At 63.8% G+C, this 23,812-nt stretch carries 24 protein-coding genes, 2 pseudogenes and 1 riboswitch; of the genes and pseudogenes, 13 read left to right on the top strand and 13 right to left on the bottom strand.

Annotated features, from left to right (window positions below):
- Window positions 1-40: 40 nt before the first annotated feature.
- The 3 genes from NKI70_RS04010 to rpmB all read right to left on the bottom strand — a co-directional run bounded on the left by NKI70_RS04010 (window position 41) and on the right by rpmB (window position 1,836).
- The gene (locus NKI70_RS04010) at window positions 41-715 is read right to left on the bottom strand and encodes a polyamine aminopropyltransferase (RefSeq protein ID WP_352574909.1); all 675 of its coding nucleotides are present in this window, start codon (window positions 713-715) and stop codon (window positions 41-43) included.
- Window positions 716-777: 62 nt separating this feature from the next.
- Complete coding sequence (locus tag NKI70_RS04005; protein ID WP_352574911.1) at window positions 778-1,458, bottom strand: queuosine precursor transporter; 681 nt, start codon at window positions 1,456-1,458, stop codon at window positions 778-780.
- Window positions 1,459-1,539: 81 nt separating this feature from the next.
- Window positions 1,540-1,836 carry a 50S ribosomal protein L28 gene (rpmB, locus tag NKI70_RS04000; RefSeq protein WP_006328411.1) on the bottom strand — a complete coding sequence of 99 codons (297 nt, stop codon included), beginning with the start codon at window positions 1,834-1,836 and terminating at the stop codon, window positions 1,540-1,542.
- A 612-nt stretch (window positions 1,837-2,448) separates the two neighbouring features.
- Here rpmB and NKI70_RS03995 point away from each other — a divergent pair.
- From NKI70_RS03995 to NKI70_RS03985, 3 genes are read left to right on the top strand one after another with little or no spacing between them, the layout of a single operon-like run.
- Window positions 2,449-3,240: a DUF3108 domain-containing protein gene (locus NKI70_RS03995; protein ID WP_023677897.1), complete on the top strand. Its 792-nt coding sequence runs from the start codon at window positions 2,449-2,451 to the stop codon at window positions 3,238-3,240.
- A 41-nt stretch (window positions 3,241-3,281) separates the two neighbouring features.
- On the top strand, window positions 3,282-4,169 hold the full coding sequence (yddG, locus tag NKI70_RS03990) for an aromatic amino acid exporter YddG (protein WP_352577248.1): 888 nt from the start codon (window positions 3,282-3,284) through the stop codon (window positions 4,167-4,169).
- On the top strand, window positions 4,166-4,837 hold the full coding sequence (locus NKI70_RS03985; protein ID WP_352696790.1) for a lysoplasmalogenase family protein: 672 nt from the start codon (window positions 4,166-4,168) through the stop codon (window positions 4,835-4,837). The genes yddG and NKI70_RS03985 overlap by 4 nt, the downstream gene beginning before the upstream one ends.
- Before the next feature lie 4 nt (window positions 4,838-4,841).
- Here NKI70_RS03985 and NKI70_RS03980 read toward each other — a convergent pair whose 3' ends face one another.
- Both NKI70_RS03980 and gloB read right to left on the bottom strand, forming a co-directional pair.
- Entirely contained in the window at window positions 4,842-5,270 is a 429-nt protein-coding gene (locus NKI70_RS03980) for a cupin domain-containing protein (protein WP_352696788.1), read from the bottom strand.
- Window positions 5,271-5,290: 20 nt separating this feature from the next.
- Window positions 5,291-6,058 (bottom strand): hydroxyacylglutathione hydrolase, encoded by a 768-nt coding sequence (gene gloB / locus NKI70_RS03975; RefSeq protein ID WP_352570579.1) that lies wholly within the window; start codon window positions 6,056-6,058, stop codon window positions 5,291-5,293.
- Window positions 6,059-6,156: 98 nt separating this feature from the next.
- On the opposite strand from gloB, the gene NKI70_RS03970 reads away from it, so the two are divergent.
- The 3 genes from NKI70_RS03970 to NKI70_RS03960 all read left to right on the top strand — a co-directional run bounded on the left by NKI70_RS03970 (window position 6,157) and on the right by NKI70_RS03960 (window position 9,771).
- Window positions 6,157-6,927, top strand: a complete 771-nt coding sequence (locus NKI70_RS03970) for a class I SAM-dependent methyltransferase (RefSeq protein ID WP_352724325.1) — start codon at window positions 6,157-6,159, stop codon at window positions 6,925-6,927.
- A 128-nt stretch (window positions 6,928-7,055) separates the two neighbouring features.
- Window positions 7,056-8,888, top strand: a complete 1,833-nt coding sequence (locus NKI70_RS03965) for an ABC transporter ATP-binding protein/permease (protein ID WP_352593900.1) — start codon at window positions 7,056-7,058, stop codon at window positions 8,886-8,888.
- Between the two features lie 76 nt (window positions 8,889-8,964).
- Window positions 8,965-9,771, top strand: coding sequence for a DUF1194 domain-containing protein (locus NKI70_RS03960; protein ID WP_023677905.1), 807 nt, complete (start codon window positions 8,965-8,967; stop codon window positions 9,769-9,771).
- Between the two features lie 18 nt (window positions 9,772-9,789).
- On the opposite strand, the gene NKI70_RS03955 is transcribed toward NKI70_RS03960, so the two are convergent.
- Both NKI70_RS03955 and NKI70_RS03950 read right to left on the bottom strand, forming a co-directional pair.
- The gene (locus NKI70_RS03955) at window positions 9,790-10,815 is read right to left on the bottom strand and encodes an RNA polymerase subunit sigma-70 (protein ID WP_023677906.1); all 1,026 of its coding nucleotides are present in this window, start codon (window positions 10,813-10,815) and stop codon (window positions 9,790-9,792) included.
- Window positions 10,816-10,857: 42 nt separating this feature from the next.
- Window positions 10,858-11,604, bottom strand: coding sequence for an SDR family NAD(P)-dependent oxidoreductase (locus NKI70_RS03950; protein WP_023677907.1), 747 nt, complete (start codon window positions 11,602-11,604; stop codon window positions 10,858-10,860).
- Window positions 11,605-11,838: 234 nt separating this feature from the next.
- Between NKI70_RS03950 and NKI70_RS03945 the strand changes: the two genes are divergently transcribed.
- Window positions 11,839-12,159 carry a DUF1330 domain-containing protein gene (locus NKI70_RS03945; RefSeq protein ID WP_023677908.1) on the top strand — a complete coding sequence of 107 codons (321 nt, stop codon included), beginning with the start codon at window positions 11,839-11,841 and terminating at the stop codon, window positions 12,157-12,159.
- 25 nt (window positions 12,160-12,184) lie between these two features.
- Here NKI70_RS03945 and metW read toward each other — a convergent pair whose 3' ends face one another.
- Together metW and metX are read right to left on the bottom strand one after the other, a co-directional pair.
- Window positions 12,185-12,799, bottom strand: a complete 615-nt coding sequence (metW, locus tag NKI70_RS03940) for a methionine biosynthesis protein MetW (RefSeq protein ID WP_023677909.1) — start codon at window positions 12,797-12,799, stop codon at window positions 12,185-12,187.
- 115 nt (window positions 12,800-12,914) lie between these two features.
- A complete protein-coding gene (gene metX, locus NKI70_RS03935; RefSeq protein WP_023677910.1) occupies window positions 12,915-14,084 on the bottom strand; it encodes a homoserine O-acetyltransferase MetX in 1,170 nt (389 codons plus the stop codon).
- A 92-nt stretch (window positions 14,085-14,176) separates the two neighbouring features.
- A riboswitch (SAM riboswitch) is annotated at window positions 14,177-14,254 on the bottom strand.
- 138 nt (window positions 14,255-14,392) lie between these two features.
- Between metX and hisC the strand changes: the two genes are divergently transcribed.
- Both hisC and NKI70_RS03925 read left to right on the top strand, forming a co-directional pair.
- On the top strand, window positions 14,393-15,502 hold the full coding sequence (hisC, locus tag NKI70_RS03930) for a histidinol-phosphate transaminase (protein ID WP_352696786.1): 1,110 nt from the start codon (window positions 14,393-14,395) through the stop codon (window positions 15,500-15,502).
- A 6-nt stretch (window positions 15,503-15,508) separates the two neighbouring features.
- Complete coding sequence (locus NKI70_RS03925) at window positions 15,509-16,444, top strand: prephenate/arogenate dehydrogenase family protein (RefSeq protein ID WP_352696784.1); 936 nt, start codon at window positions 15,509-15,511, stop codon at window positions 16,442-16,444.
- 134 nt (window positions 16,445-16,578) lie between these two features.
- Here NKI70_RS03925 and NKI70_RS03920 read toward each other — a convergent pair whose 3' ends face one another.
- Window positions 16,579-17,580, bottom strand: a complete 1,002-nt coding sequence (locus NKI70_RS03920) for a DUF2125 domain-containing protein (protein ID WP_023677913.1) — start codon at window positions 17,578-17,580, stop codon at window positions 16,579-16,581.
- A gap of 113 nt (window positions 17,581-17,693) precedes the next feature.
- Here NKI70_RS03920 and NKI70_RS03915 point away from each other — a divergent pair, with 113 nt between their 5' ends.
- Window positions 17,694-18,227 carry a gamma-glutamylcyclotransferase gene (locus NKI70_RS03915; protein ID WP_023677914.1) on the top strand — a complete coding sequence of 178 codons (534 nt, stop codon included), beginning with the start codon at window positions 17,694-17,696 and terminating at the stop codon, window positions 18,225-18,227.
- Between the two features lie 19 nt (window positions 18,228-18,246).
- On the opposite strand, the gene NKI70_RS03910 is transcribed toward NKI70_RS03915, so the two are convergent.
- Window positions 18,247-19,227: a quinone oxidoreductase family protein gene (locus tag NKI70_RS03910; protein WP_352696782.1), complete on the bottom strand. Its 981-nt coding sequence runs from the start codon at window positions 19,225-19,227 to the stop codon at window positions 18,247-18,249.
- Window positions 19,228-19,571: 344 nt separating this feature from the next.
- Here NKI70_RS03910 and NKI70_RS03905 point away from each other — a divergent pair, with 344 nt between their 5' ends.
- Entirely contained in the window at window positions 19,572-20,519 is a 948-nt protein-coding gene (locus NKI70_RS03905) for an aldo/keto reductase (protein ID WP_352634041.1), read from the top strand.
- 63 nt (window positions 20,520-20,582) lie between these two features.
- Window positions 20,583-21,202, top strand: a pseudogene (locus NKI70_RS03900) (LysE family transporter).
- A gap of 27 nt (window positions 21,203-21,229) precedes the next feature.
- On the opposite strand, the gene NKI70_RS03895 reads toward NKI70_RS03900, so the two are convergent.
- Window positions 21,230-22,030 carry a lysophospholipid acyltransferase family protein gene (locus NKI70_RS03895; RefSeq protein ID WP_352456697.1) on the bottom strand — a complete coding sequence of 267 codons (801 nt, stop codon included), beginning with the start codon at window positions 22,028-22,030 and terminating at the stop codon, window positions 21,230-21,232.
- A 108-nt stretch (window positions 22,031-22,138) separates the two neighbouring features.
- Window positions 22,139-23,048 (bottom strand): annotated as a pseudogene (locus NKI70_RS03890) (LysR family transcriptional regulator).
- 131 nt (window positions 23,049-23,179) lie between these two features.
- Between NKI70_RS03890 and NKI70_RS03885 the strand changes: the two are divergent.
- Entirely contained in the window at window positions 23,180-23,800 is a 621-nt protein-coding gene (locus NKI70_RS03885; protein ID WP_352570568.1) for a pyridoxamine 5'-phosphate oxidase family protein, read from the top strand.
- Window positions 23,801-23,812: the final 12 nt, after the last annotated feature.

The raw sequence follows: 23,812 nt of genomic DNA, 5'->3' as shown, positions 1-23,812 counted from the left end.
CGGGCGGCGTCCACAAGGCCCGCCCGGATTGCGAGGTGGCCTATTGCCCTTTGCTCGCGAGCCAGACGATGTGACGGGCGCCGCGCTTGCCGTGAGCCCGCACCTTGACCTCCTCGACCGTGAAGCCGGCCTGCCTGAGCCGCCGGGTGAAAGCTGCGTCAGGGCCTTGCGACCAGACCGCCAGCACACCGCCGGGTTTGAGCGCAGCGCGTGCGGCGCTGAGGCCGGCTGCGTCGTAGAGCGCATCGTTGGCCTTGTAGACGATGCCCTCGGGGCCGTTGTCGACATCGAGCAGGATCGCGTCCCAGGCCGAAGCTTGCGATCGAATGAGCTGCCCGACATCGGCCTCGCGAATGCCGACACGCCGGTCGTCAAGGCAACCGTCGAAAACTTCGGCCATCGGGCCGCGCGCCCACGCCACGACCGCCGGCACCAATTCGGCAACGGTGACCTGCGCATCGTCGCCGAGCTCGGCCAGCGCTGCGCGCAAGGTAAAGCCCATGCCGAGGCCGCCGATCAGGATGTTTGGGGTCCGGCGGCCGGCAATCCTTTGACAGGACAGTTTCGCCAGCGCCTCTTCGGAACCGCTGAGCCGGCTATTCATAAGCTCGTTCGCGCCAAGCATGATCGAGAATTCGCTGCCGCGCCGCTTCAGGCGGAGTTCCTGTCCGCCGTCAGGCGTTTTTGCCGAGTCCAGTTGAAGCCAGGGGATCATGCTCGATAGTCTTTGAGCATGATCTTGTCCGAAAACCGGTTCCCACTTTTCGGGATCATGCTCTATGCCGCCAGTGCCGGCTGGCTCCAGCGGGCGGCAAGCAGCCGGTAGGGGATCAGCGCCACCACCGCTATGACCAGCTTGACGCTGAGATCGCCGAGCGCCCAGGAGACCCAGCGCATCGTCTCGACCGGCAGCACGCCCATCAGCGGTGCGGTTTCCAGCGCAAAGCCGTCGTTCGGCCCGGCGAAGGCGAAAGCCGCCGCGAAGGCGACGGTGAAAAACACCACCGTATCGAAAACGGAGCCGACCAGCGTGCCGACGATCGGCGCGCGCCACCAGCTCTGCCGGCGCAGCCGGTTGAACACGGTGACGTCGAGCAACTGAGCGGTGAGGAAGGCGGCACCCGACGCCGCGGCAATGCGCACCAGCCGGTCGGCGGCGGTCTCGAATTCGATCAGGCCGTGGCGAAACAGCAGCGGTGGGATGACGATCGAGCAGACCACCGCTGTCATGAAGCCGACAAAGACGATCCTGCGCGCCACCGCCGGGCCGTAGCGGCGGTTGGCGAGATCGGTGACCAGGAAGGAGAACGGATAGGTGAAGGCGCCCCAGGTCAGGATGTCAGCCAGCGACAACCCGCCGATTGAACCCTGCATCGGGAACTGCACAAGGATGTTCGAGGCCACGACGACGAGCGCCATGGCCGCCACGAAGGGCAGGTACCGCGAGAGGAAAGTCATTTTTTTATCCTGGGTAATGGAACCAGCGGAACGCGATCCGGAACCGGATCACGCCCTGGAAGGCGGCTGCCGCCGAAAAACTCAGGCGGCCGGCTGTTCGGCGAGCTTCTTGGCGATCTGCTTCTTCAACAGGCGGGCGCGCTGCGACAATTCCTTGGCATCGGCCTTGGCCAGGAAGGCATCGAGGCCGCCGCGATGCTCGACCGAACGCAGCGCGTTGGCCGAAATGCGCAGGCGCACATTCTGGTTCAGCGCTTCCGAGATCAGCGTCACATTGACGAGATTGGGCAGGAAGCGACGCTTGGTCTTGTTGTTGGCGTGGCTCACATTGTTGCCGGACATGACTGCCTTGGCAGTGAGTTCGCAGGTGCGGGACATGGTTCTAACCTTCGGTTCTCGGTCCTGGCCAAACATTCGACCCGCGCCGGGTGGCGCGCGGTTTCGGTCAGGCGGCCTTATGGAAAAAGTTGGCGTTCCATAGTTGCATTTCGCCGAGGCGTCAAGCTTGGGGTTGGTTAGTTCCAAGGGAATCAATCAAAAGATGACCGATGCCGGCGCTGCCCCTCATCCGCCTGCCGGCACCTTCTCCCCGTATAGTGACGGGGAGAAGGGGCTGGGCCGCAGGCTCGGCGCTTTCTGCAACTCCGCAAATTGGCGAAACCCTTTGCAAGGCGACCTTCTCCCCGTCCCTATACGGGGAGAAGTGCCCGGCAGGGCGATGAGGGGCTGCGCAAACCTGTCGCGATTTTCCAGGTGGCCACATTTTGTTCTTGCTTTGTGCCGGCAGCTATGCTACTAATTTTGGTATGGTGCCAATTGGCTCCAACGACCCGCCCGCCGAGGCGGGTTTTTTATTTTGGCCGTCGACCAGCCCCAACGTTGCCTGCCGACGGCGCCTTTCACATTAAGGCCGGAATTCAGCCTATAAGCGGTCGCACAGGGACATGCCAGACCGGAGCCGCCCGTCCGGTCGACAATCAAGGACCCGCCATGCCTCGTTCTTTCCTCCATGCCCTGGTCGTGCTGATGGCCGTCGCGCTTTCGACGACGGTTTCGGCCGCTGAGCCGCAATCCTTCACGGGCGAATATTCGGTGTCGTTCCTCGGCCTCTCCGTGGCCAAGGCGAAATTCTCCAGCCATTACGAGGGTGACACCTATTCGATCGAGGGCAGCGTTTCCGCCGCCGGGCTCGCCACTTTGTTCGACGATACGCGAGGCACGATCTCGTCGAAGGGCAAGATTTCGGGCAAGCAGTTGCAGCCGCAAGCGTTCCACGCCGACTACACGTCCGGCAAGAAGGCATCGATGATCGACATCCAGTTTGCCAACGGCGTCGTCACCTCGACCAAGGTCGTGCCTGAGCCGAAGAAGCGCAATCCCGAGAATTGGATACCGCTGGTCGGCAGCCATCTCGTATCGGTCCTCGATCCGATGGCCGCGACCGTCATCCATGCCGACAGCCTCGACCAGGTCTGCGGGCGCACGGTGAAGCTCTATGACGGCGAAATGCGTGCCGATCTCAAACTGACCTACGAGTCCAAAGGGTCGATCTCGGTGACCGGCTACGAGGGCGATACGGTCACCTGCAGGCTGGGCTTCGAGCCGGTGGCCGGCTACCGCAAGAACCGCAAGGCGCTGAACTACCTGAAGAAACGCAGCCGCATCATGGTGACGTTTGCACCGGTCGGCCAAAGCGGCGTATATGCGCCGATCCGCGCCACGGTCAGCACGCAAATCGGCCCGTTGACGATCAGCGCGGAGCGGTTCGAAGCGAACGAATAGGCGTGATGGTGCGCCGCCAACGGGGCACGGGGGCGACGGATATGGCGCGCGCAACACTGATCGGCTTCTCCGCGGTCGCCATGTGGGCGCTGCTGGCGCTGCTTACGGATGCTTCGGGCGCCGTGCCGCCGTTCCTGCTTTCGGCAATCACCTTCACGATCGGCACTTGCGTCGGGCTGGTTGCCCGGCTGTTCATGCCGGCAGCCGATGGCGCCGCGAAGATACCGCGCCAGGTCTGGGTGATCGGCATTGCCGGCCTGTTCGGCTACCACTTCTTCTACTTCACCGCGCTGCGCAATGCGCCGGCCGTCGAGGCCAGCCTGATCGCCTATCTGTGGCCGCTGCTGATCGTGCTGGGGTCGGCGCTGATGCCTGGCGAGCGGCTGGCCTGGAACCACGTCGCCGGCGCGCTGCTCGGCCTTGCCGGCACGGTCCTGATCGTCACCAAGGGCGGCGGGCTTGCCTTCGACGCGCGTTATGCCTTCGGCTATGCCATGGCGGGCGTCTGCGCGGTGCTGTGGTCGTCCTATTCGCTGTTGTCGCGGCGCTTCCCGTCGGTGCCGACCAGCATCGTCACCTGGTTCTGCGCCGCCACCGCGGCCCTTTCGCTCGTCTGCCATCTGTTGCTGGAAGAGACGGTGCTGCCCGCCGGCGCCGGCCAGTGGCTGGCCGTGCTCGGCCTCGGTCTGATGCCGGTGGGGGCGGCGTTCTATGCCTGGGACATCGGCGTCAAGCGCGGCAACATCCAGGTGCTGGGGGCGGCGAGCTATGCCGCGCCGCTGCTGTCCACCCTGGTGCTGATCGCCGCCGGCTTCGCCGAGCCGTCATGGCGCATCCTCGCCGCCTGCGTGCTGATCACCGGCGGCGCGGCACTGGCGGCGAAATCGCTGTTCCTGCGCAAGAGGGCCGCGAGCGAGGCAAACGCATGATGCCGTTTCCCGGCGGCATCGATGCCAATGCCAATGCGACGCTGCTGTTTTCGCTGGCGGCGGCGGTGATTTACGCGTTCAGCCTCGGCATGCCGCCGCGCCTTTCGCGGTCGGCGGCAAGGACATTGGCGGTGGCGATGCTGGCGGTGCTGGTCGCGCAGCAGGGCGGCCCATGGCTGCTCGTCGCCGCGCTGGGCGTCAGTGCCGTCGGCGACGCCTTCCTGTCGCGCGACGGCGAGAAGGCATTTCTTGGCGGCACGGCCAGTTTTCTTGCCGCGCACGTACTTTACGTCGTGCTGTTCCTGCGCGCCGGCAGCGGCCTCGGGCTGCTCTCGGCCGAACCGTGGCGAGGAATTATTGCCCTGGCGATGGCCGTGTTGGCGGTGGCGATGGTTTTCGCGCTCCGGCGCCGCATCGGCCCGGCCTTGCGTTTGCCGATTGGCATCCATGCCGCGGCGCTGCTTGGCATGGGCATTGCGGCGCTCACCCTGAACAGCGTCTGGGTCGTCGGCGGCGTCGTCCTGCTCATGCTGTCCGACGGGCTGCTCGCCGCGGAAAAGTTCCTGCTGCCCGCCATCTCGCCGCACCGCGCCTGGATGCGCCACGCAGTCTGGACGCTGTATTATGCCGGCCAACTGGCGATCACGCTGGGTTTGCTGCTGGGCTAGGTGCCTAGGGCGTTCCCGGCAGCCAGCCTGGTTCGGCCAGTTCGAAGGCGGCGAAATCGAAGCCCGGCGCCACGGTGCAGCCGACCAGCGTCCATTCGCCGAGGCTGCGCGCCGACTGCCACCAGCCTGCCGGCACGACGATCTGCGGCCGCTCGCCCGCGGCAAGCGCCGTACCGAGGATCTCCTCGATGACGGGACCGCCTTCTCGATGTATCGACAGCGCCAGCGACGCACCGTCATAGAAATGCCAGACCTCGGCCGCGTCCTTGACCCGATGCCAGGCCGACAATTGGTCCTTCTCGAGGAGGAAATAGATCGCCGTCGAATGGCCGCGCGTGCCTGCCGCGCCGTCGCGAAAGGTCTCGGCATACCAGCCGCCTTCCGGATGCGGCTTCAGGCCGAGCAGGGCGATGATTTCGGCGGAACTGGTCATGCCCTAGCTCCTGGTGCCGCTCAGAAATTGTCCTTGCGCTTGCGGATCTCGGCGAACACTTCGGCGTCGGAGGCGTTCTCGAGGCCGAGATGCCTGCGGATCGCCGGATCGTGCCAGCGCAGGAACGGATTGGTCGACAGTTCCTCGCCGATGGTCGTCGGCAGCGTCGGTTTGCCGTCGGCGCGCAGCGCCTCGACTTTCGCGGCGCGCTCTTTCAGCGCCGAATTGGTCGGGTCGACGGTGAGCGCGAAACGGGCATTGGCCAGCGTATACTCATGGCCGCAATAGACGACCGTCTCGGCCGGCAGCGCCGCGAGCTTCTTCAGGGATTCGTACATCACCGGCGGCTTGCATTCGAGCAGCCGCCCACAGCCGAGCGCAAACAGCGTGTCGGCGGCGAAAGCCACTTTCGACGCCGGCAGATGATAGGTGACATGGCCGGCGGTATGGCCGGGTGTGGCGATGACCTCGATCCGCTCATCGCCGAGGTGGACGACCGAGCCTTGCTCGACGGTTTCGTCGATGCCGGGAATCTTTGCCTTTTCGGCTTCCGGCCCGACAATGCGCAGCTTGAAGCGCTCCTTCAGCGCCAGATTGGCCTCGACATGGTCGAGATGGTGGTGGGTGGTCAGGATCATCGTTGGCGTCCAGCCGGTGCGCTTGATCGCTGCCAGGATCGGCGCCTCCTCGGGCGCATCGATGAGCGCCGTCTGACCGCTTTTCGGGTCATGCACCAGCACGCCGAAATTGTCGCTGCGGCACATGAATTGTTCGATCTCGACCGGCATCGCATCTCTCCCTTTATTGCCGCAGACATAGGGCGCCTGCCAGCCGATGTCATCTGCCTTTGTTGAACTTGGACTGCTTCGAAGCTACCGTTCCGCGCATGCATTCAGACATTGTCGATCTCCGTTCGTTTTATTCGACCACGCTCGGCCGCCTGGCCGAACGCTCGATCACCATGGCGCTGTCCTCGATATGGGCCGTCGTGCCCAACGAGCGGCTGGTCGGCCTCGGCTACACCTTGCCGTGGCTGGAGCGCTTCGGCAGCGATGCCGAGCGCGTCTTTGCCTTCATGCCGGCGACACAGGGCGCAGTGGTCTGGCCGGCGACGGGGCCGACGGCGACCGCCCTGGTCTTCGATGAGGAACTGCCGCTGGTCGATTCCTGCATCGACCGCATGCTGCTCGTCCATTCGCTCGAACATGTCGAGAACCCACGCGAGACGCTGAACGAGATCTGGCGGGTGCTGTCGCCGGCCGGCCGTGTCGTCATCGTCGTGCCCAACCGGCGCGGCGTCTGGGCACGCTTCGAGCATACGCCTTTCGGCAATGGCCGGCCGTTCTCGCGCGGCCAGCTGACCGAATTGCTGCGCGAAGCGAATTTCACACCGGCGGCGTGGTCCGATGCGCTGTTCTTCCCGCCGTCGCCGCGACGTTTCATGATGCAGTTCCATAATGTGCTGGAACGCGCCGGCCGGCGCTTCTGGCCGATCTTCTCCGGCGTCATCGTCGTCGAGGCGCAGAAGCGGCTCTATCAAGGCGTGCCGGTCGCCCAGCGCGCGTCCCGCCGCGTCTTCGTGCCGGTTCTCTCGCCGCATGGCGCGCCGACGCTTGGCCGGCTGTCGCGGGCCGAACACCCGGCACCGCCAGAATGACGCGTTCGTGATCCGAGACGTGCTTTTTCACGCCAATCTGACGATATCAGGTTTGCTGTCCGATTGAAGGCCGTGCGGCCGATCCCTATGACCGGTTTGGCATTGCTCCGAATGCAAGGATTTAACCGATGGATGATCGTCCGGATGTCGAGGCCAGCGCCCAGAAGCTTGCCACGTCGATCGAAGCCAGCAGCCTGCGTGAGCAGCTGGCAACAATCAAGATAGCGCTGACCACCTCGCCGGTGCGAAAACAATTGCTTTGGGCAGCGATCGGCATCGTCGCCGTCATCGTGGCGAGCTCGATCGGGCAGGTTCTGCTCAATCGCTGGAACCAGCCTTTCTACGACGCGCTGGCGCGGCGCGACATGCCGGCTTTCCTGCATCAGCTTCTGGTCTTTGCCGGCATCGCCGGCGGGCTTGTGGTGCTCAATGTCGGCCAGACCTGGCTCGACCAGATGCTCCGCCTGAAGCTGCGCGAGGCGCTGACGCTCGACCTGATCGACGAATGGATGCGGCCGGCGCGTGCCTTCCGGCTGACCCATGCCGGCGCCATCGGCGTCAATCCCGACCAGCGCCTGCAGCAGGATGCCGGGCATCTCTCCGATCTTTCCACCGGTCTTGGCATCGGCCTGCTGCAGTCCTGCATCCTGCTTGCCTCGTTCGTTGGCGTCCTGTGGTCGCTGTCTTCCGGCTTCGTCTTCCACATAGGCGGCCATTCGCTGGCCATACCCGGCTACATGGTCTGGGCGGCGATCCTTTATGCTGGCACCGCCTCCTGGTTGAGCTGGCTGGTTGGGCGGCCGTTGATCCGCTTCAACAACGATCGCTATACGCGTGAAGCGGAGCTGCGCTCCTCGGTGGTTCGCGTCAACGAGAATGTCGATGCCATCGCGCTGGCGCATGGCGAGGCCGATGCCAGGCGCCGGCTCGAATTCGATCTCGGCACGGTGCTGGGCGCCATGCGGCGCATCTACAGCGCCCAGATCAATCTTTCCTGGGTTACCGACACCTATGGCTGGATCACTGTCGTCGCGCCGATCCTGGTCGCCTCACCGGTCTATTTCGCCGGCGATATCAGCTTTGGCGGCTTGATGATGGCAGTCGGCGCTTTCAACCAGGTCCATTCGTCGCTGCGCTGGTTCATCAACAATATCGGCGGCATCGCCGATTGGCGCGCTACGCTGATGCGGGTCGCCGACTTCCGCATCGCGCTTGGCGACACCGACGCGCTGCACGATACGGAACGGCGCATTTCGTTCGGCGAAAACCCGGACGGCAGCCTGACATTCGAGAAACTCGAGATCGCCTCGCCGGAGGGATGCACCAAGCTTGCCGAGCCGCATGTCGAAATCCGCGCCGGCGACCGGGTCATGATCACCGGAGATCCGGGCGCCGGCAAGACGCTGTTCTTCCGGGCCATTGCCGGTCTGTGGCCATGGGGCAGCGGACGGATCGGCATGCCGGCCGGAGAAGCGCCGATCTTTGTTCCGCGTACCCCCTATTTTCCGCTCGGCAAGCTGCGCGAGGTGCTCAACCATTCAGACGGCGCGGCGGAGGCGAGCGATGCCGAGATCTCGGAGGTGCTGGCCGATGTCGGGCTGCAACGCCTGTCGTCCTCGCTCGATCGCTCGGCGCGCTGGGAGCGTGAGCTCAGCGACGACGAGCAGCGTCTGCTGGCCTTTGCCAGGCTGGCCTTGCGACGGCCGAAATGGGTGATCATCGACGAGGCGCTGGACGCGTTCGACGGCCCAACGCTGAGGCAAGTGCTGTCGATGCTGGAGAAGCGCCTTCCCGACGCCGCGATCCTCAATATCGGCCGCGGCCAGCACAATGCCCGCTTCTTCCGGCGGGCGTTGACCATCGTCAAGGATGCCGGCCAACCGCCACTCAAGCCGGCCCGTATCAGGGCAGGTGCCATCGAACCGCCGCCGGTTATCGTTTCGGCTGGCCGAAAGAAATAGAAGGCAAGCTTTATTTCGCCGCGATCGCGGCGAAAAACTGTCGCGATCGTTTCAGATGGGAACGTTCCGATCAGCCATGCTTGACGCTCTCGCCCTGCTCGCCTGCCTTGCCTGCACCCCGGCGGCACCTGCGGCCGCACCGGCCAATGCAATTGCCGTCGATGTCGAGCTGGTGCTGGCCGTCGACATCTCGCAGTCAATGGATGAAAGGGAGTTTGCCCTGCAGCGCGCCGGCTATGTCGCGGCGCTGCGCCACCCCGACTTCATCAACGCCGTGCGTGCCGGCACCTTCGGCCGCATCGCCATCGCCTATTTCGAATGGGCCGGCACCATCCGCGACGATGCGGTCATTGCCTGGCAGGTCGTCGACAGCAAGGAGAGCGCCAACGCTTTCGCCGACAAGATCGCGGCCCGCCCGTTCAGGAGCTTTCGCGGCACCTCGATTTCCGGTGCTGTGGCTTTCGGCGCCGAGCTTTTCAACGGCACGGCCTTCACCGGCAAACGCCGCGTCATCGACGTCTCGGGGGACGGCCCAAACAACACCGGCTTGCCGGTCACAACGGCACGCGATGCGGCGCTGGCGAAGGGCATCGTCATCAACGGGCTGCCGATCCTGATCAGCCCGTCACCCACCTTCAGCCATCTCGACCGGTATTATGCCGAATGCGTTACCGGCGGGCCGGGCTCGTTCGTGCTGCCGATCTATGCTGCTTCCGAATTCGCCACCGCCACTCGCCGCAAACTGATCCTCGAGGTCAGCGGCATCGAGTATCCCAAGGTGGATCCGAGGACGATCCGCATCGACGCACCGATCGACTGCCTGCAAGGCGAGCGCGACCGAAGGTTTTTCTCGGACCCATATTTCCCGGAACTTGACCGATAAGGCTGGCCCAGGGGTAAGCTAGGCTGGTGGCAGGCCGAAGGCCGGGAACAGAGATGGCCCGAGCGGCCCTATGAAGATCGTCAAGGAAGCGATCCCGCCCTCGGCTGCGTCGAACACATGCAGGGAATGGGCCCGCCATTCAGGGCCATCGTGGCTGCGGGAATAAACCCCGACCGCCGGCTGGGCATTGGCCCGGGTGGCCAGCGTGCGAAAGCCGCCAAACCTCGGCCAGACGGTCTCGAAGAAACCGCGGATCGCTTCGCGGCCTTGATACCATTCACGCCAAGGCGGCATGGTGTAGATGGCGTCCTCACGCAGCAGCTCGATCAAGCTGTCGAGATTGGCGGCCTGCCAGGCCTGCATGTAGCGTTCGAGCAGCAGGCCTTCTTCGCGGCTGGGCCGTGATCGGCTGGCCGGCCGTCCCTGAGGATAGCGCGCCGCCAGCGTTACGCGGGCCCGCTGCAACGCGCTGTTGATCGAAGCCGTCGATCCGCCCAGCAAACGCGCCGTCTCGACAGCCGACCATCCGAGGACGTCGGCAAGCAGCAGCGCGGCGCGCTGCCTGGGCGGCAGATCCTGGATCGCCGCGACGAAGGCGAGCTGGACGGCCTCGCGGCTCTCGTAACGGGCTTCCGGACCTGGCTCGCTGCCGGCAATGTCTGGAAGCTCGGCGTCGGGGTAGGGCTCCAGCCAGGCGATGTCGGCTACGGGCCCGCCTATGGCCGCCCCGTGCGAGGGCTGCCGTCCGGGTTCCCGGAGAATGCGACGCGCCCTCGACCTCGCCTTGATGGCGTTGAGGCAAGCGTTGGTCGCGATCATGTAGAGCCAACCGCGAACCGAACCTCGCCCGTCGAACTCCGATCTTGCGCGCCAGGCGCGAAGCAACGTGTCCTGGACGAGGTCGTCGGCCTCGTGCAGCGAACCCATCATGCGATAACAATGCAGCTTGAGCTCGCGGCGATGGGCGGCCGTGACCTTCTCGAAGGCCAGCCGATCGAGGATCGGCTGGCGTGCTGGTTCCAGAGGTGGTTGAGCGTCTGTCATGTGGCTTGTGCGGTTACGAGCGAGCGTTGCATTACGCGCCCCTCAGGCGGCCGGGGCAAGCCCGCTACCGCTCACCATGAAGGAACTGCCTTGCGGCTGGCCGGTGGCGAGTGCGACCACCGCCCGTCCGACATCGGCCGGCGTTTGCATGTCGGTCATGGCGGCGATGAAGTCCGCCGGCTGGATGCCCATATAGGCCGCTATGCTGTCGACGCCGGCCTTGCCCACGCCGGTTTCCGGCATGATGCGCATCGGCGCGAGCGCCATGAAGCGCAGGCCGAGGCCAAGCCGGTCGGCCTCCTTCTGGCTATGACCGGCCAGGAACATCTGCATGCGTTTTGCGCCGGCATAGCCGCCGGCGTTCGGTGGTCCGCCGGTCAAGGCCGCGCCGCTGGAGATCAGAACGATCCGGGTCCCCGGCTTGAGCGGACGCCGCAGAGCGGCCCGGCAAAACAGGAACGACGCCTTGACGTCCGTGTCCCAATTTGCCGAGAACGCCTTCCAGTTCTGTTCATGCACCGGCGCAGAAGGCGCCAGCGCGCCTGCACAGATCACCAGCACGTCCGGCTCAAGCGCGGCGAAGACCTTATCCGGGGCGGAGTCCACCGTAGCATCGACCGCGAGCGTCTTCACGCCCGAGACCTCCCAGGCAAATTGCGCCAGGGCCTGTTTTCCGCGGGCAACGGCCAGCACCGCCGCTTTCTCCTTGAGAGCGGCCTCCGCGATCGAGCGGCCGACACCACGGCTGCCTCCGACGACGACGACATTCTGATTTTGCAACGATCCCATGGATCACCTCTCGTTCCCGGCCGCCGGACCATCCAGGCGCGCTCATCGATAAGGACAGCGCAGGTGTGCCAAAATCATCGGTGCCAGGTGGAAATATCTTTCAGGTGACGGCAGCCGCGCTTCGTTTTTGTATTCAGTGTCATTACCTCTGGGGTAATCGACCAGCGCATTACGTCTCGGCAAACTGCTCCCATCAAGCCGGTTGTCCGGCCTTCGACCACAAGGAGATACGCCATGACCGCCTACGCCGTCGCCCATATGCGCCAGGTCACGCCGGGGCCGCAGATCGTCGAGTACCTGCACAAGATCGATGAAACGCTGGAACCGTTTGGCGGCCGCTTCGTGGTGCACGGAGGCGAGGTGGAAGTCGTTGAAAACACCTGGCCGGGCCACCTCGTCATGATCGAATTTCCAGACATGCAGCAGGCGCGCGCATGGTACCGCTCGCGCGCCTATCAGGAGATCTTGCCGCTGCGCACCGAGAATTCTCAGTCCGACGTGGTCCTGGTCGATGGCGTTGCGCATCCGCACAAGGCCACCGACGTTCTCGAATAAGGGGACGATCTGCGACGATTGGCTCTTATCGTTTCAGCAGAAACACCGCCTGCTGGCCGAAAAAATTCCAGAACCACCACGGCATCGAGAAGCCGATCCGCTGGCCATTGGCGTCGAGCGCGGTCGCCTTTTCCACCGTCGCGCCAAGCTCGTCGCACAGATTGACGAAATCGCGAATGGTGCAGAAATGGATGTTGGGGGTGTCATACCAGGAATAGGGCAGGTCCCTGGTCACCGGCATGCGGCCGTTGAAGAGCAACGAAAAGCGCACCCGCCAGTGGCCGAAATTCGGGAATGAGACGATGGCGCGGTTGCCGATCCGGAGCAGTTCGTCGAGCACCAGCTTCGGATTGCGTGTCGCCTGCAAGGTCTGCGACAAGACGACGAAGTCGAAGCCCTTGTCGGGATAGAATTGGAGATCCTTGTCGGCATCGCCCTGGATGACCGACAGGCCACGCGCCACGCATTCGTTGACGCCGCGCTGCGACAGCTCCAGGCCGCGGCCATCGACCTTCTTGGTCGCCTGCAGCAATTCGAGCAGCAGGCCGTCGCCGGAACCGACATCCAGCACCCGCGACTGCGGCGGGATGAGATCGGCGACGACTTCGAGGTCGACGCGCTGGGCGCGGTTGACGCTCATGCGTTCGCCTCTTGCCTGGCGCATGATCCTGATCCGAAAAGTCTGCAACTTTTCGGGGTCATGCGCTGATGCCTGGCGCATGGTCCTGATCCGAAAAGCCGGCAACTTTTCGGGGTCATGCGCCGAGCCCTCTCGCCCGAGCGGCCGAGGCGATGAAGCCTTTGATGGCGGCGAACAGTTCGGGCTCGTCGAGCAGAAAGGCGTCGTGGCCGCGGTCGGTCTCGATTTCGACGAACGATACCGAGGCGCCGGCCGCGTTCAGCGCGTGCACGACCGAGCGGCTCTCTTCGGTCGGGAACAGCCAGTCGCTGGTGAACGAAACCAGGCAGAAGCGCGTCTTGGTGCTGGCGAAGGCATCGGCCAGCCGGCCGCCATGGTCGGCGGCGAGATCGAAATAGTCCATCGCCCGGGTCATGTAGAGATAGGAGTTGGCATCGAAGCGATCGACGAAGGTCATGCCCTGATGGCGCAGATAGCTCTCGATCTGGAAGTCGGCATCGAAACCGAAGGTCAGCGCTTCGCGGTCCTGCAGGTTGCGGCCGAACTTGCGATGCAGCGCTGCTTCCGACAGATAGGTGATGTGGGCGGCCATGCGCGCCACCGCCAGCCCCTTTTCCGGCCGCTTGCCATGCTCGAAATATTTGCCGCCGTGCCAATCGGGGTCGGCCATCACCGCCTGCCTGCCGACCTCGTGGAAGGCGATGTTCTGCGAAGAATGGCGGGCGCCGGTCGCGATCGGCAGCGCCGAGAAGACGCGCTCGGGATAGCTGGAGGCCCATTGCAGCACCTGCATGCCGCCCATCGAGCCGCCAAGCACGCTGAACAACTGTTCGATGCCGAAATGCTCGACCAGCATCAACTGCGCCCGCACCATGTCGCGGATAGTGATGATCGGCAGGTCGAGCCCGTAAGGCTTGGCTGTGGCGGGATTTGTCGAGGCGGGGCCGGTGGAGCCGAGGCAGCCGCCGATGACGTTTGACGAGATGACGAAGAAACGGTCGGTGTCGATGATCTTGCCGGGGCCGATCAGCACCTCCCACCAGCCCGGCTTGCCGGTCACCGGATTGGTGTTGGCGACGTGCTGGTCGCCGGTCAGCGCATGGCAGACGAGGATGGCGTTGGAACGCGCGTCGTTGAGCGTGCCATAGGTCTGGTAGGCGATCTGGAACGGCGACAGCAGCGTGCCAGCGTCGAGCTTGAGCGGCTTGTCGGCGCCGAAACGCAACACCGGGCTCGACGGCTGGTCGGCCTCGTTGTTGGTTTTTCGAGCGCGCAAAGCGACCATCACATCTCCTTGCCCGGCCTTCAGTTGTCCACCGGTCCGGGCAACAGCCAGTCAGGGCAACAAAAAACCGGCCATGCCTTCGCAAAGCCGGTTACAAGATGCAAACGGCCCTTTAGCAAGTTGTTTAACGTGGCTGCAAGCCGACCGGCCAAATCACCACGGAACTGTTGCTGCTCTTCTAGGACCGACGCATGGCTTCGTCAACGGCAAGTTCTTGATCCCGAATTGCCGCCCCTCGACATTCCGGGCCACGGCTTGTATTTCCGCTGCGGCCTCCGGATGGAGGCACTCTCGACGGATTTCATGAAATGAGCCAGACACCGGATCAGACACGTCCAAGGCCCCGCGCCGGCATCATGGACATCGAAGCCTATGTGCCCGGCAAGAGCGCGGCGCCTGAAGGTGTCGCCAAGGTCCATAAATTGTCGGCGAACGAGAACCCGCTCGGTCCTTCGCCAAAGGCGATAGAGGCCGCGCGCGCGGTCGCCGACAAGCTCGCGGTCTATCCCGACGGCAGCGCCAGGCGCCTGAGGGAAGCGATCGCCGAGGTGCACGGGCTCAACCCGGCGAACATCGTCTGCTCCAACGGCTCCGACGAGATTCTGGGCCTGCTGGCGCAGACCTATCTCGCACCCGGCGACGAAGCCATCATCACCGAACACGGCTTCATGGTCTACAAGATCTACATACAGTCGGCCGGTGCCGTCCCGGTAACGGTCAAGGAGACCGATGAACGCGCCGACATCAATGCGATCCTCGCCGCGGTGACGCCGGCTACCCGGATCATCTTCCTTGCCAATCCAAACAATCCAACCGGCACCTACGTGCCGTTCCAGGAGGTGCGCCGCCTGCATGCCGGCCTGCCGCGAAACGTGCTTCTGGTGCTGGATGCAGCTTACGCCGAATATGTCCGGCGAAACGATTATGAAGCCGGCGTCGAGTTGGTGGGCAGCGCGGAAAACGTGGTCATGACCCGCACTTTCTCCAAATTGGGCCTGGGCGGGGCGCGGATCGGCTGGATGTATGCGCCAATGCACGTCATCGACGCGATCAACCGCGTGCGCGGGCCTTTCAACGTCAATGCGACGGCGATCGAGGCCGGCATCGCGGCGATCCACGACCGCGCCCATATCCAACGCAGCGTCGCGCACAACGAGACCTGGCTAGCCTGGCTGAGCGAGCAACTAAGCGGGCTCGGGCTGCGGGTGACGCCGAGCGTCGGCAATTTCATCCTCATCCACTTTCCCGAGGACAAAAAGCATTCGGCGGCGGCCGCCGACGACTACCTCAGTGCGCGCGGCTACATATTGCGGCGCGTTTCCGGCTACGGTTTTCCGAACGCGCTGCGCATGAGCATCGGCACCGAAGAGGCCAATCGCGGCGTTGTCGCAGCACTCGCGACATTCCTGAAAAGCTAGAACACCATGACCTCACCGATGTTCGAAAAGATCGCGCTGGTCGGCATCGGCCTGATCGGCTCGTCGCTGGCCCGCGTCATCCGCCGCGAGGGACTCGCCGGCCAAGTCGCGATTTCGACGCGCAGCGACGCGACGCTGGCACGCGCGAGCCAACTCGGCCTTGGCGACACCTATACGCCGGATGCGAAAGAGGCGGTTCGCGATGCTGATCTGGTTATCGTTTCGGTGCCGGTCGGCTCTTCAGGCACGGTCGCCGCAGAGATCGCGCCGGCGCTGAAGAAGGGCGCCATCCTCACCGATGTTGGCTCGACCAAGGCGTCGGTGATCGCGCAGATGCAGCCGCACGTGCCTGATGGCGTGCACTTCATCCCCGGCCATCCTTTGGCCGGCACCGAAAAATCGGGACCGGACGCCGGTTTTGCCGAACTGTTCGAGAACCGCTGGTGCATTTTCACGCCGCTGCCCGGCACCGATCCCGCGGCACTGGAAAAGCTCTCGGAATTCTGGCGCCGCTGCGGCTCCAACATCGACACGATGGACCCGCAGCATCACGACATGACGCTGGCCATCGTTTCGCACCTGCCGCATATCATCGCTTACAACATCGTCGGTACCGCCGACGATCTGGAGTCGGTGACCAAGTCCGAGGTCATCAAATACTCGGCTTCCGGCTTTCGCGACTTCACCCGTCTCGCGGCGTCGGACCCGACCATGTGGCGCGACGTCTGCCTGCACAACAAGGACGCCATTCTCGAAATGCTGGCGCGGTTTTCCGAGGATCTGTCCTCGCTGCAGCGGGCGATCCGCTGGGGCGACGGCGAAAAACTGTTCGACCTGTTCACCCGCACCCGCGCCGTCCGCCGCTCGATCATCGAGGCCGGCCAGGATATCGACGTACCGGATTTCGGCCGCCAGGCAGTCGAACACCCGCCGAAGGGATAAGCCGCGGCAGGCCGATCGCAGGCCGGCTCGGCTTAGAGCGGTTCATCGTTTCACAGAAACGCCGAACCGCTCTATCTCTTTGTTTTTGCGCAATTCCGGACGGAAAACCGTTTCACACTTTTCCTGGAATTGCTCTAGTCGAGCGGCTTGATCTTGCCGAGCGGGATGAAGCCGAGCGAGGCCTTGCCCCTGACGATCTTCAGCGGCATCGACGGCTGGTTGCCGAGCAGCGCCAGTCCGGCAAAGCCGGTTTGGATCTCTTTCTTCTGCTCGGGGATGGCGGTGGCGAGGATTGCCGCCACGGCCTTCGGATCATTGAGCCTGATCGTCAGGTCGGCATTTATGAGACCATCGTCATCGACCGACAGCGGTCCGGAAACGGTGATGCGCGCAGTTCCGGACGACAGATCGAGCTCGTGGATTTCGGCCGCCTGGCCGCGCAGGCTCTTCGGATTTGCCTTGATCAGCGTCACGCCGTTCTTCAGCGTCACGTCGCCGCTGCCGTCGAGCGGCGGCAAGACGCGCCCGTCGATGGCCGCCGCGTCGATTTCGAGATCGGTGAAATTGCCGGTATAGTCGATGTCCGGGCCGTTTGGGCGCAATTGTCCGGTGGCGGTTCCGGCGCTGAACAGCGAGACGGGATCGGTGTCGTCTGCCGGATCGGTCTGGCCGGACAGGCCTTCTGCCTGCAGCGAGAGGCGTCTCGGCAGCGGCCAGGACAGCTTCATGTCGGCCCGCAGATCATCCCAGTCGATCCAGAGCGGGGTCATGCCGGGAACAGAGGTCCTGAGCGGCCCCCTGAGCTCGGCGGCAGGCGACAAAAGCCGGGTGATCTGCGTGGCGGCGTTGATCTTGCCTGTCGATGCCGCGACGTTGCGGCTGTCGTCCTCGTAAGCCAGGCTATCGCAGGAAAGGGTGAAGCTGAAGGGATAGCCGCTGATCGCGAGATTGGCGCAGTCGGCCCTGATGCCTTTGTCGTCGAGATCGGCGACCGCCTTGTCGGTCGCGCTCTCGACCAGGTCCGCCAGGTAGAACCAGCCCGCGCTGTAGATGCCGAACAGCACGAGAATGAAAGCGGCAAGCCACAACAGGCGGCGACGTTGGCTGGGCGGCGGGCGCTCGTCACTTGACGTCATGCTGCGGCTTTCGTTAACGCGGGTGGCACGGGCGGGCTGTCGCTTGCGGCAACAACAGGTAGACGGACTGAAACACCACCGGTGGGTGGTTCGTCACAATCAGGCTTGGCGATATGGGCGATTTTTGGGTTTTTGGCTACGGCTCACTGATCTGGCGACCGGGATTCGCGCATGTCGAGACGCGGCGCGCCCGCCTGCATGGCTACCGCCGTTCGCTGTGCGTCTATTCTTTCGTGCATCGCGGCACGCGCGAACGGCCGGGCCTGGTGCTCGGCCTCGACCGCGGCGGCTCCTGCATCGGGCTCGCGTTCCGGGTTCCAGGCGAGCTGCGCAACGAGGTCATTACCTATCTGCGCGAACGCGAGCTGGTCACCAACGTCTATCTCGAACGTGTGCTCAGCGTTCGCCTCGACAAGGGTAAAACGGATGGGGGCGAGACGGTCGACGCCGTCGCCTATGTCGTGGACCGCAGCCATGAGCAATATGCCGGTGCGCTCGACGCTGCCGAGGCGGCGGCCGTCGTCCGCGGCGCCGTCGGCCAGTCGGGGAGGAATGAGGATTACGTGCTCAGCACGCTGGAGCACCTCGAAGCACTGGGTATAAGCGACCACTGGCTGGAAGACGTGACAAGACGGGTCGCGACGTAGCTTCGGTGTCGTGAGCGGGCTACATCCTGAAAATCTGTTTGCCAAGATCGGCGCGATCCAGGCTGTTTGCCACGGCAAGCTTGAACTCGGTCAGCGGGTGGAGACCGCCGACAGGAACGTGGAAGCCGGGCTGGCCGAAGATGTCGATGATCTCGCGTAGCACAGGCCGGTCGGCTTCGACCGGCGGCGAAAAGAAATAGCGATAGATATTCGCCCTGATCTCGACGCCGCTCAGCAACACATCGAAATTGTGCAGTTCGAAGCGCTCGGCACTCATGCCGCCATTGATGACCATCTGCCCGCCGAGCGCCAGGGTGCGGATCAATTCGCCGCTGACAGGTCCGCCGACATTGTCGATAATCCCGTTCAATCCGGCGCCACCGGTGATATCCATCACCGCTTCCCGGATACTTGTCTTCAAGTCCGAAAGGTCAAGAATGGCGGCGGCGCCAAGCGTCTTCAGGTCGAAGCTTTGGTGCGAGCGCCGCACCAGCGCGATGACGTTGATACCTCGTCGTTGGGCGAACTGCATCACCATTGTCGAAATTGACGAATAGCCGGCCGTGACAGCCAGCCACTGGCCAGGCCGCACACGGGAATCCACCAGCAGATCCCACGCGGTAATGGGGTTCACCATCTGCCCGGCGCGTTCGACCGGATAGCCGGCAGGCAACGGGATCAGCCATTCGGCGGGAATGGCCGCGTACTCGGCCCAACTGCCATAATAGCTGAATGCGACAAGCGTCCCCGGTTCCAGCAAAACGTCCGCGCCAACGGCTTCGACGATGCCGGCGCCATGGTTTCCGGCGATCTGCCGGGGAAAATGCGGCTTTTTCGGTTCGGGATAGAGGTTCTGGATAAACAGGAAGTCGCCCGGATTGATCGAGGCCGAGACCATCCTGACCAGCACCTCGCCGTCGCCGATCCGCGGCATCGGCAGGTCGTCCACATAGAGCACGTCGCGCGGCGAGCCGATGGCGTCAAATACAATTGCTTTCATTCCGGTCTCCACAACAAACGATCCGGGGCAAACAGTCCGGGCTTGGCCAGGCCGTGCCGAGATTTGCGTCGGCGCCGCGGAACCTATGGCCGGCCGGCAAAGGTCTGAATTGGCAGATTTGACAATCTATGTGCTAAACTTGCCAGATTGTTTCCTCAGTGGGTATTGGTTTGGAAATTCGGGACAGCGTCTTGAAGCCCGACACGGCGCGGCGGGTCGCGGTTTTGTGAAGCGCCGGCGGGCTGGAAAAGAGGCTATGCGTTTGACGTTGCCACGGTGCGACATAGGTTAGCTCGGTCGGCGGCTCCCACCCGCCCCAGCATGAATCACCATGGAGATCAGCCTTGCAGAAACGTCGTCTCGGTCGCACCGACCTATCCATCGCGCCATTGGTTCTGGGCGGCAATGTGTTCGGCTGGACCGCCGATGAGAAAACCTCGTTCGACTTGCTCGACCGCTTTGTCGACGCTGGCCTCAACGCCATCGACACGGCCGATTCCTATTCGCGCTGGATTCCCGGCCACGAGGGCGGCGAATCCGAAACCATTATCGGCAAATGGATGAAAAGCCGCGGCAACCGCGACAAGGTTGTCGTTATCACCAAGGTCGGTTCGGATATGGGGCAGGGCAAGAGGGATCTGTCCGCCGCCTACATCGAAAAGGCCATCGACGCCACGCTGAAGCGGCTGCAGGTCGATACAATCGATCTCTATCTGTCGCACTGGCCTGATCCGGCCACTCCCTATGAGGAAACGCTCGGCGCCTACCAGAAACTGCTCGACAAGGGCAAAATCCGTTATGCCGGCGCTTCCAACCTCGACGCCGCCCAGTTGCGGGCCGCACTCGACGTAGCAAGCCTGCGCGGCCTGCCGCGCTACGAGGTGCTGCAGCCGGAATACAACCTTTACGACCGCTCGTCCTTCGATGGTCCGCTGCGCGATCTGTGCGCGGCCGAGGACATCGGCGTCATCACCTATTTCAGCCTCGCCAAGGGGTTTCTGAGCGGCAAGTACCGCAGCGAGGCCGACCTCGGCAAAAGCCCGCGCGGTGGCGGTGTGAAAGGCTATCTCAACACCCGCGGCATGCGCATTCTCTCAGCGCTCGATGCCGTTTCAGCCAGACATTCGGCCAAGCCAGCGGAAGTGGCGCTTGCCTGGGTCATGGCACGGCCCGGCGTTACCGCTCCGATCGCCAGCGCGACGACGCTCGACCAGCTCGACAGCCTGGTGCGTGCCGCGTCGTTGCAGCTCAGCCCGGACGATATCGCCGAGCTCGACAAGGCCAGCGCATAGCCGCGCACGATCGTTCAAGACCGGCGCCGCTGCCTTGCCCTACCGTCCCTGCATCGTCGCAGGATGCAGGGACGCCGCATGGCCGGACAGGGTCTTCTCGATCAGCAGCTATGGCAGCAATTGCTGGCGCTTGTGCTGGCATCGGCCATCGTTATGGGCAGCCCGGGGCCGGCGACGATAAGCGTCACCGCGATCGGCGCCGCATTCGGCCTGCGCGATTCGCTCCGTTATGCCTCGGGAATCGTTGTCGGGACGGTCCTCGTGCTTTTGGTGGTGGCGACGGGCATCATGGCCGTTCTCACCGCGCTGCCGAAGCTCGCAGCGCTGTTGGCGGTCGCCTCTATCTGGCGTTCAAGATAGCGACGGCGCCGCCACTGGCGGCACGCATTGGTGGGGCGGCGCTTCCCACTTTCCTGGGCGGGTTCCTTCTGGCCGTTGCCAATCCGAAAGCCTATGTGGCGATTGCCGCCGTGTTTGCCGGCGCGTCTTCCGGCACCGGCGGTCTTGCTATTTCAGCCAAGCTGGCGGTCCTCGCGTTGATGATTGTTGCCATTCATCTCTTGTGGCTTCTCGCCGGCGCGGCTTTTGCACGTTTGTTGCGCAAACCCTTGGCGTCGCGGATCATCAATCTGGTGTTTGCCGTGACGCTGGTTGCGACGGCCGCGCTGGCTGCCCTGCCATAAGTCTTTGTGGCATCTGAGGCCGTTGTTTCAGCCTTTCAATTCAGGTTTCGCATCCAGCTCACCAAGCCGTTTCATTGCCGTCGGCGGCATCGGCGGCGGGTTCGGCGTCTGCGCCGCCTCGACGAGAAGCTGGTCGCAGGCGGCCTCCGTCTCGCCGATCAGCCGTTGCATAAATTCGTCCTTGCCGAGGCCGGGCGGGATCGGTGGCAGGAAGCGCGCCTTGATCGTGCCGGGATAGCGCAGGAACTTGCGGCGCGGCCAATAGAGGCCGGCGACGTGAGCGACCGGCACCACCGGAATGCCAAGTTGCGCGTAGAGTTCGACGATGCCGTATTTGTAGACCGGTTCGTCGCCCGGCGCCCGGCGGGTGCCCTCGGGATAGATGATCAGCTGGCGCGGATTGCGCGCCAATTCCTGTTTGGTCGCGGCGATCACCGTCTTCAATGCCTTCGAGCGGCTGCCGCGGTCGACAGGAATCATCCGCATCTTCAAAATGTACCAGCCGAAGAACGGGATCCAGGTCAGCTCCCGTTTCAATATGTAAACGGGATCGTCGAGATACGGCAGGAAAGCGATCGTGTCCCAGAAGGACTGGTGCTTCGGCGCCAGGATGAAGGAGCCTTCAGGCAGGTTTTCCTGGCCGGTGATCTCACTTCTGGTGCCGGCGATCTTGTCGTAGAGCCACATGCTGGTGCGCGACCAGAATTTCGGCACGAACCAGGCGCGATGGCGTGGCGACAGGAAATAATACGGGGTCCAGAGGATCATCTGGACGATCAAATTGAGGTAGAAGGCGAGATTGAACGCCAGCGAGCGGAAATACAGCATACAGCATGTGCCCGGTGAGGAGGTGTGCGTTGGTTACACCAAGCGCCGGCAAAAAGGAAACGCTGCGAGGCGGGCGATCGGTTCCGGTTTTGCGATGGGCCGTCTTCGTCACGTTTGCCACGCCGCCTGCAGCAGGCGCTGTCTCAGGCGCGGGGCGGCGAAGTCGAGGAATGCGCGCAGCTTCACCGGCAGTAGCCCCTGGCCGGCATGGACGAGGCTCACCGGCCATGGGTCTGGCTCAAACTCTTGCAGCACCGGGCGCAGCGTACCCGACCGAACCGCGGCGGCGATCTGGTAGGAAAGCAGCCTCGTCACGCCGACGCCGGCAATCGCTGCATCGATTGCTGCCTCAGCGGTGTTGACCCGTAGCCTGGAGCGGACCGGCACGGCGAATTCGGCCTTGCCGGTGGCGAAGGTCCAACTGGCAGCGGTGAGCCCTTCAAAGGTGATGGCACTGTGCGCCGCAAGCTCTTGCGGCGTTTTCGGCGTGCCGTGCTCGGCGAGATAGGCCGGGCTCGCGCAAAACGACGCGGCGGATTGAACCCAGGCGGGTGGCGATCAGGCTCGAATCGGCAAGCTCGCCGATGCGGATGGCGAGGTCGATGTGCTCTTCGACCAACTGGGTTATCCGGTCGGCGAGTGTCAGCCGCACACCTACCTCAGGATAGACGGAGAGGAAGCTGGTGACGACCGGCAGCACATGCAGGCGGCCGAAGACGATCGGCGCAGTGATGATCAGTTCGCCGGTCGGGGCATTGTATTCGCCGGCGGCTATTCGCTCGGCCTCGCCGACCTCATCGAGAATGCGACGACAGGCGGCGAGATAGGCGTGGCCTGCATCGGTCAGCGACAGCTGCCGCGCCGAGCGGTTCAACAGCCGTGTCTTCAGGTGCTTTTCCAGGTCCGAAACCTTGCGGCTGACCGTCGTCAGCGGAATGCCGAAGCGGCGCCCGGCAGCCGAGAGGCTGCCTGTCTCTGCCGCGGCAACGAAAAGCGACATGGACTGGAGGCGATCCATAGCTCTCCCGAAAAGTTGCCCTCCCGAAAAACGGAAGGATAGATTGCAGATATGGCATCTGCATCTCGAAGATGGAAGGACCTATTTCCTGACTAGCAATGCAGCGCAGCTCGGCGCTTGAGGAGGCTTCCATGAACGCTCACACCAGCGATGTTGCTTTCACCCCGACGGTGAAGGCGATTCAGGCGCGCAAGGGCTCGCGCCAGGCCTATGCCCGTGTCGAGGAGCGTGGCGGCTGGCAGGCGGCAATCACGCCCGATCTCGCCGCCTTCATCGAGGCGCAGACCAGCGTCTTTCTGTCGACCGCCAATGCGGACGGGCAGCCTTACATCCAGCATCGCGGCGGGCCTGCCGGTTTCCTCAAGGTGCTCGACGAACGGACGATCGGCTTTGCCGATTTTTCCGGCAACAGGCAGTTCATCACCCAGGGCAACCTCAGCGACAACCCACAGGCTTTCCTATTCCTGATCGATTATGCGCACCGGCAGCGCATCAAGATCTGGGGCAAAGCGCAAGTCGTCGAGGGCGATGCCGAGCTGACGGCAAAGCTGATGCCGCAAGACTATAAGGCGCGACCCGAGCAGGTCATCCTGTTTACGGTTTCGGCTTGGGATTCAAATTGCTCGCAGCACATCCCGCAGCGTTTCGAAGCGGCCGACGTGGCGGCGGCGCTGGGCGAACGCGACAAGCGCATCGAACGGCTCGAACAGGAGATCGCACGCTTGCGCTCGGGTGCAGCAGCTAGGGAATAAAAGTGCCGGTGC

The organism is Mesorhizobium sp. M0500 (genome assembly GCF_040321165.1).
In the GTDB taxonomy this organism is placed as follows: domain Bacteria; phylum Pseudomonadota; class Alphaproteobacteria; order Rhizobiales; family Rhizobiaceae; genus Mesorhizobium.
This window is presented reverse-complemented; position numbering and strand designations above follow the sequence as displayed.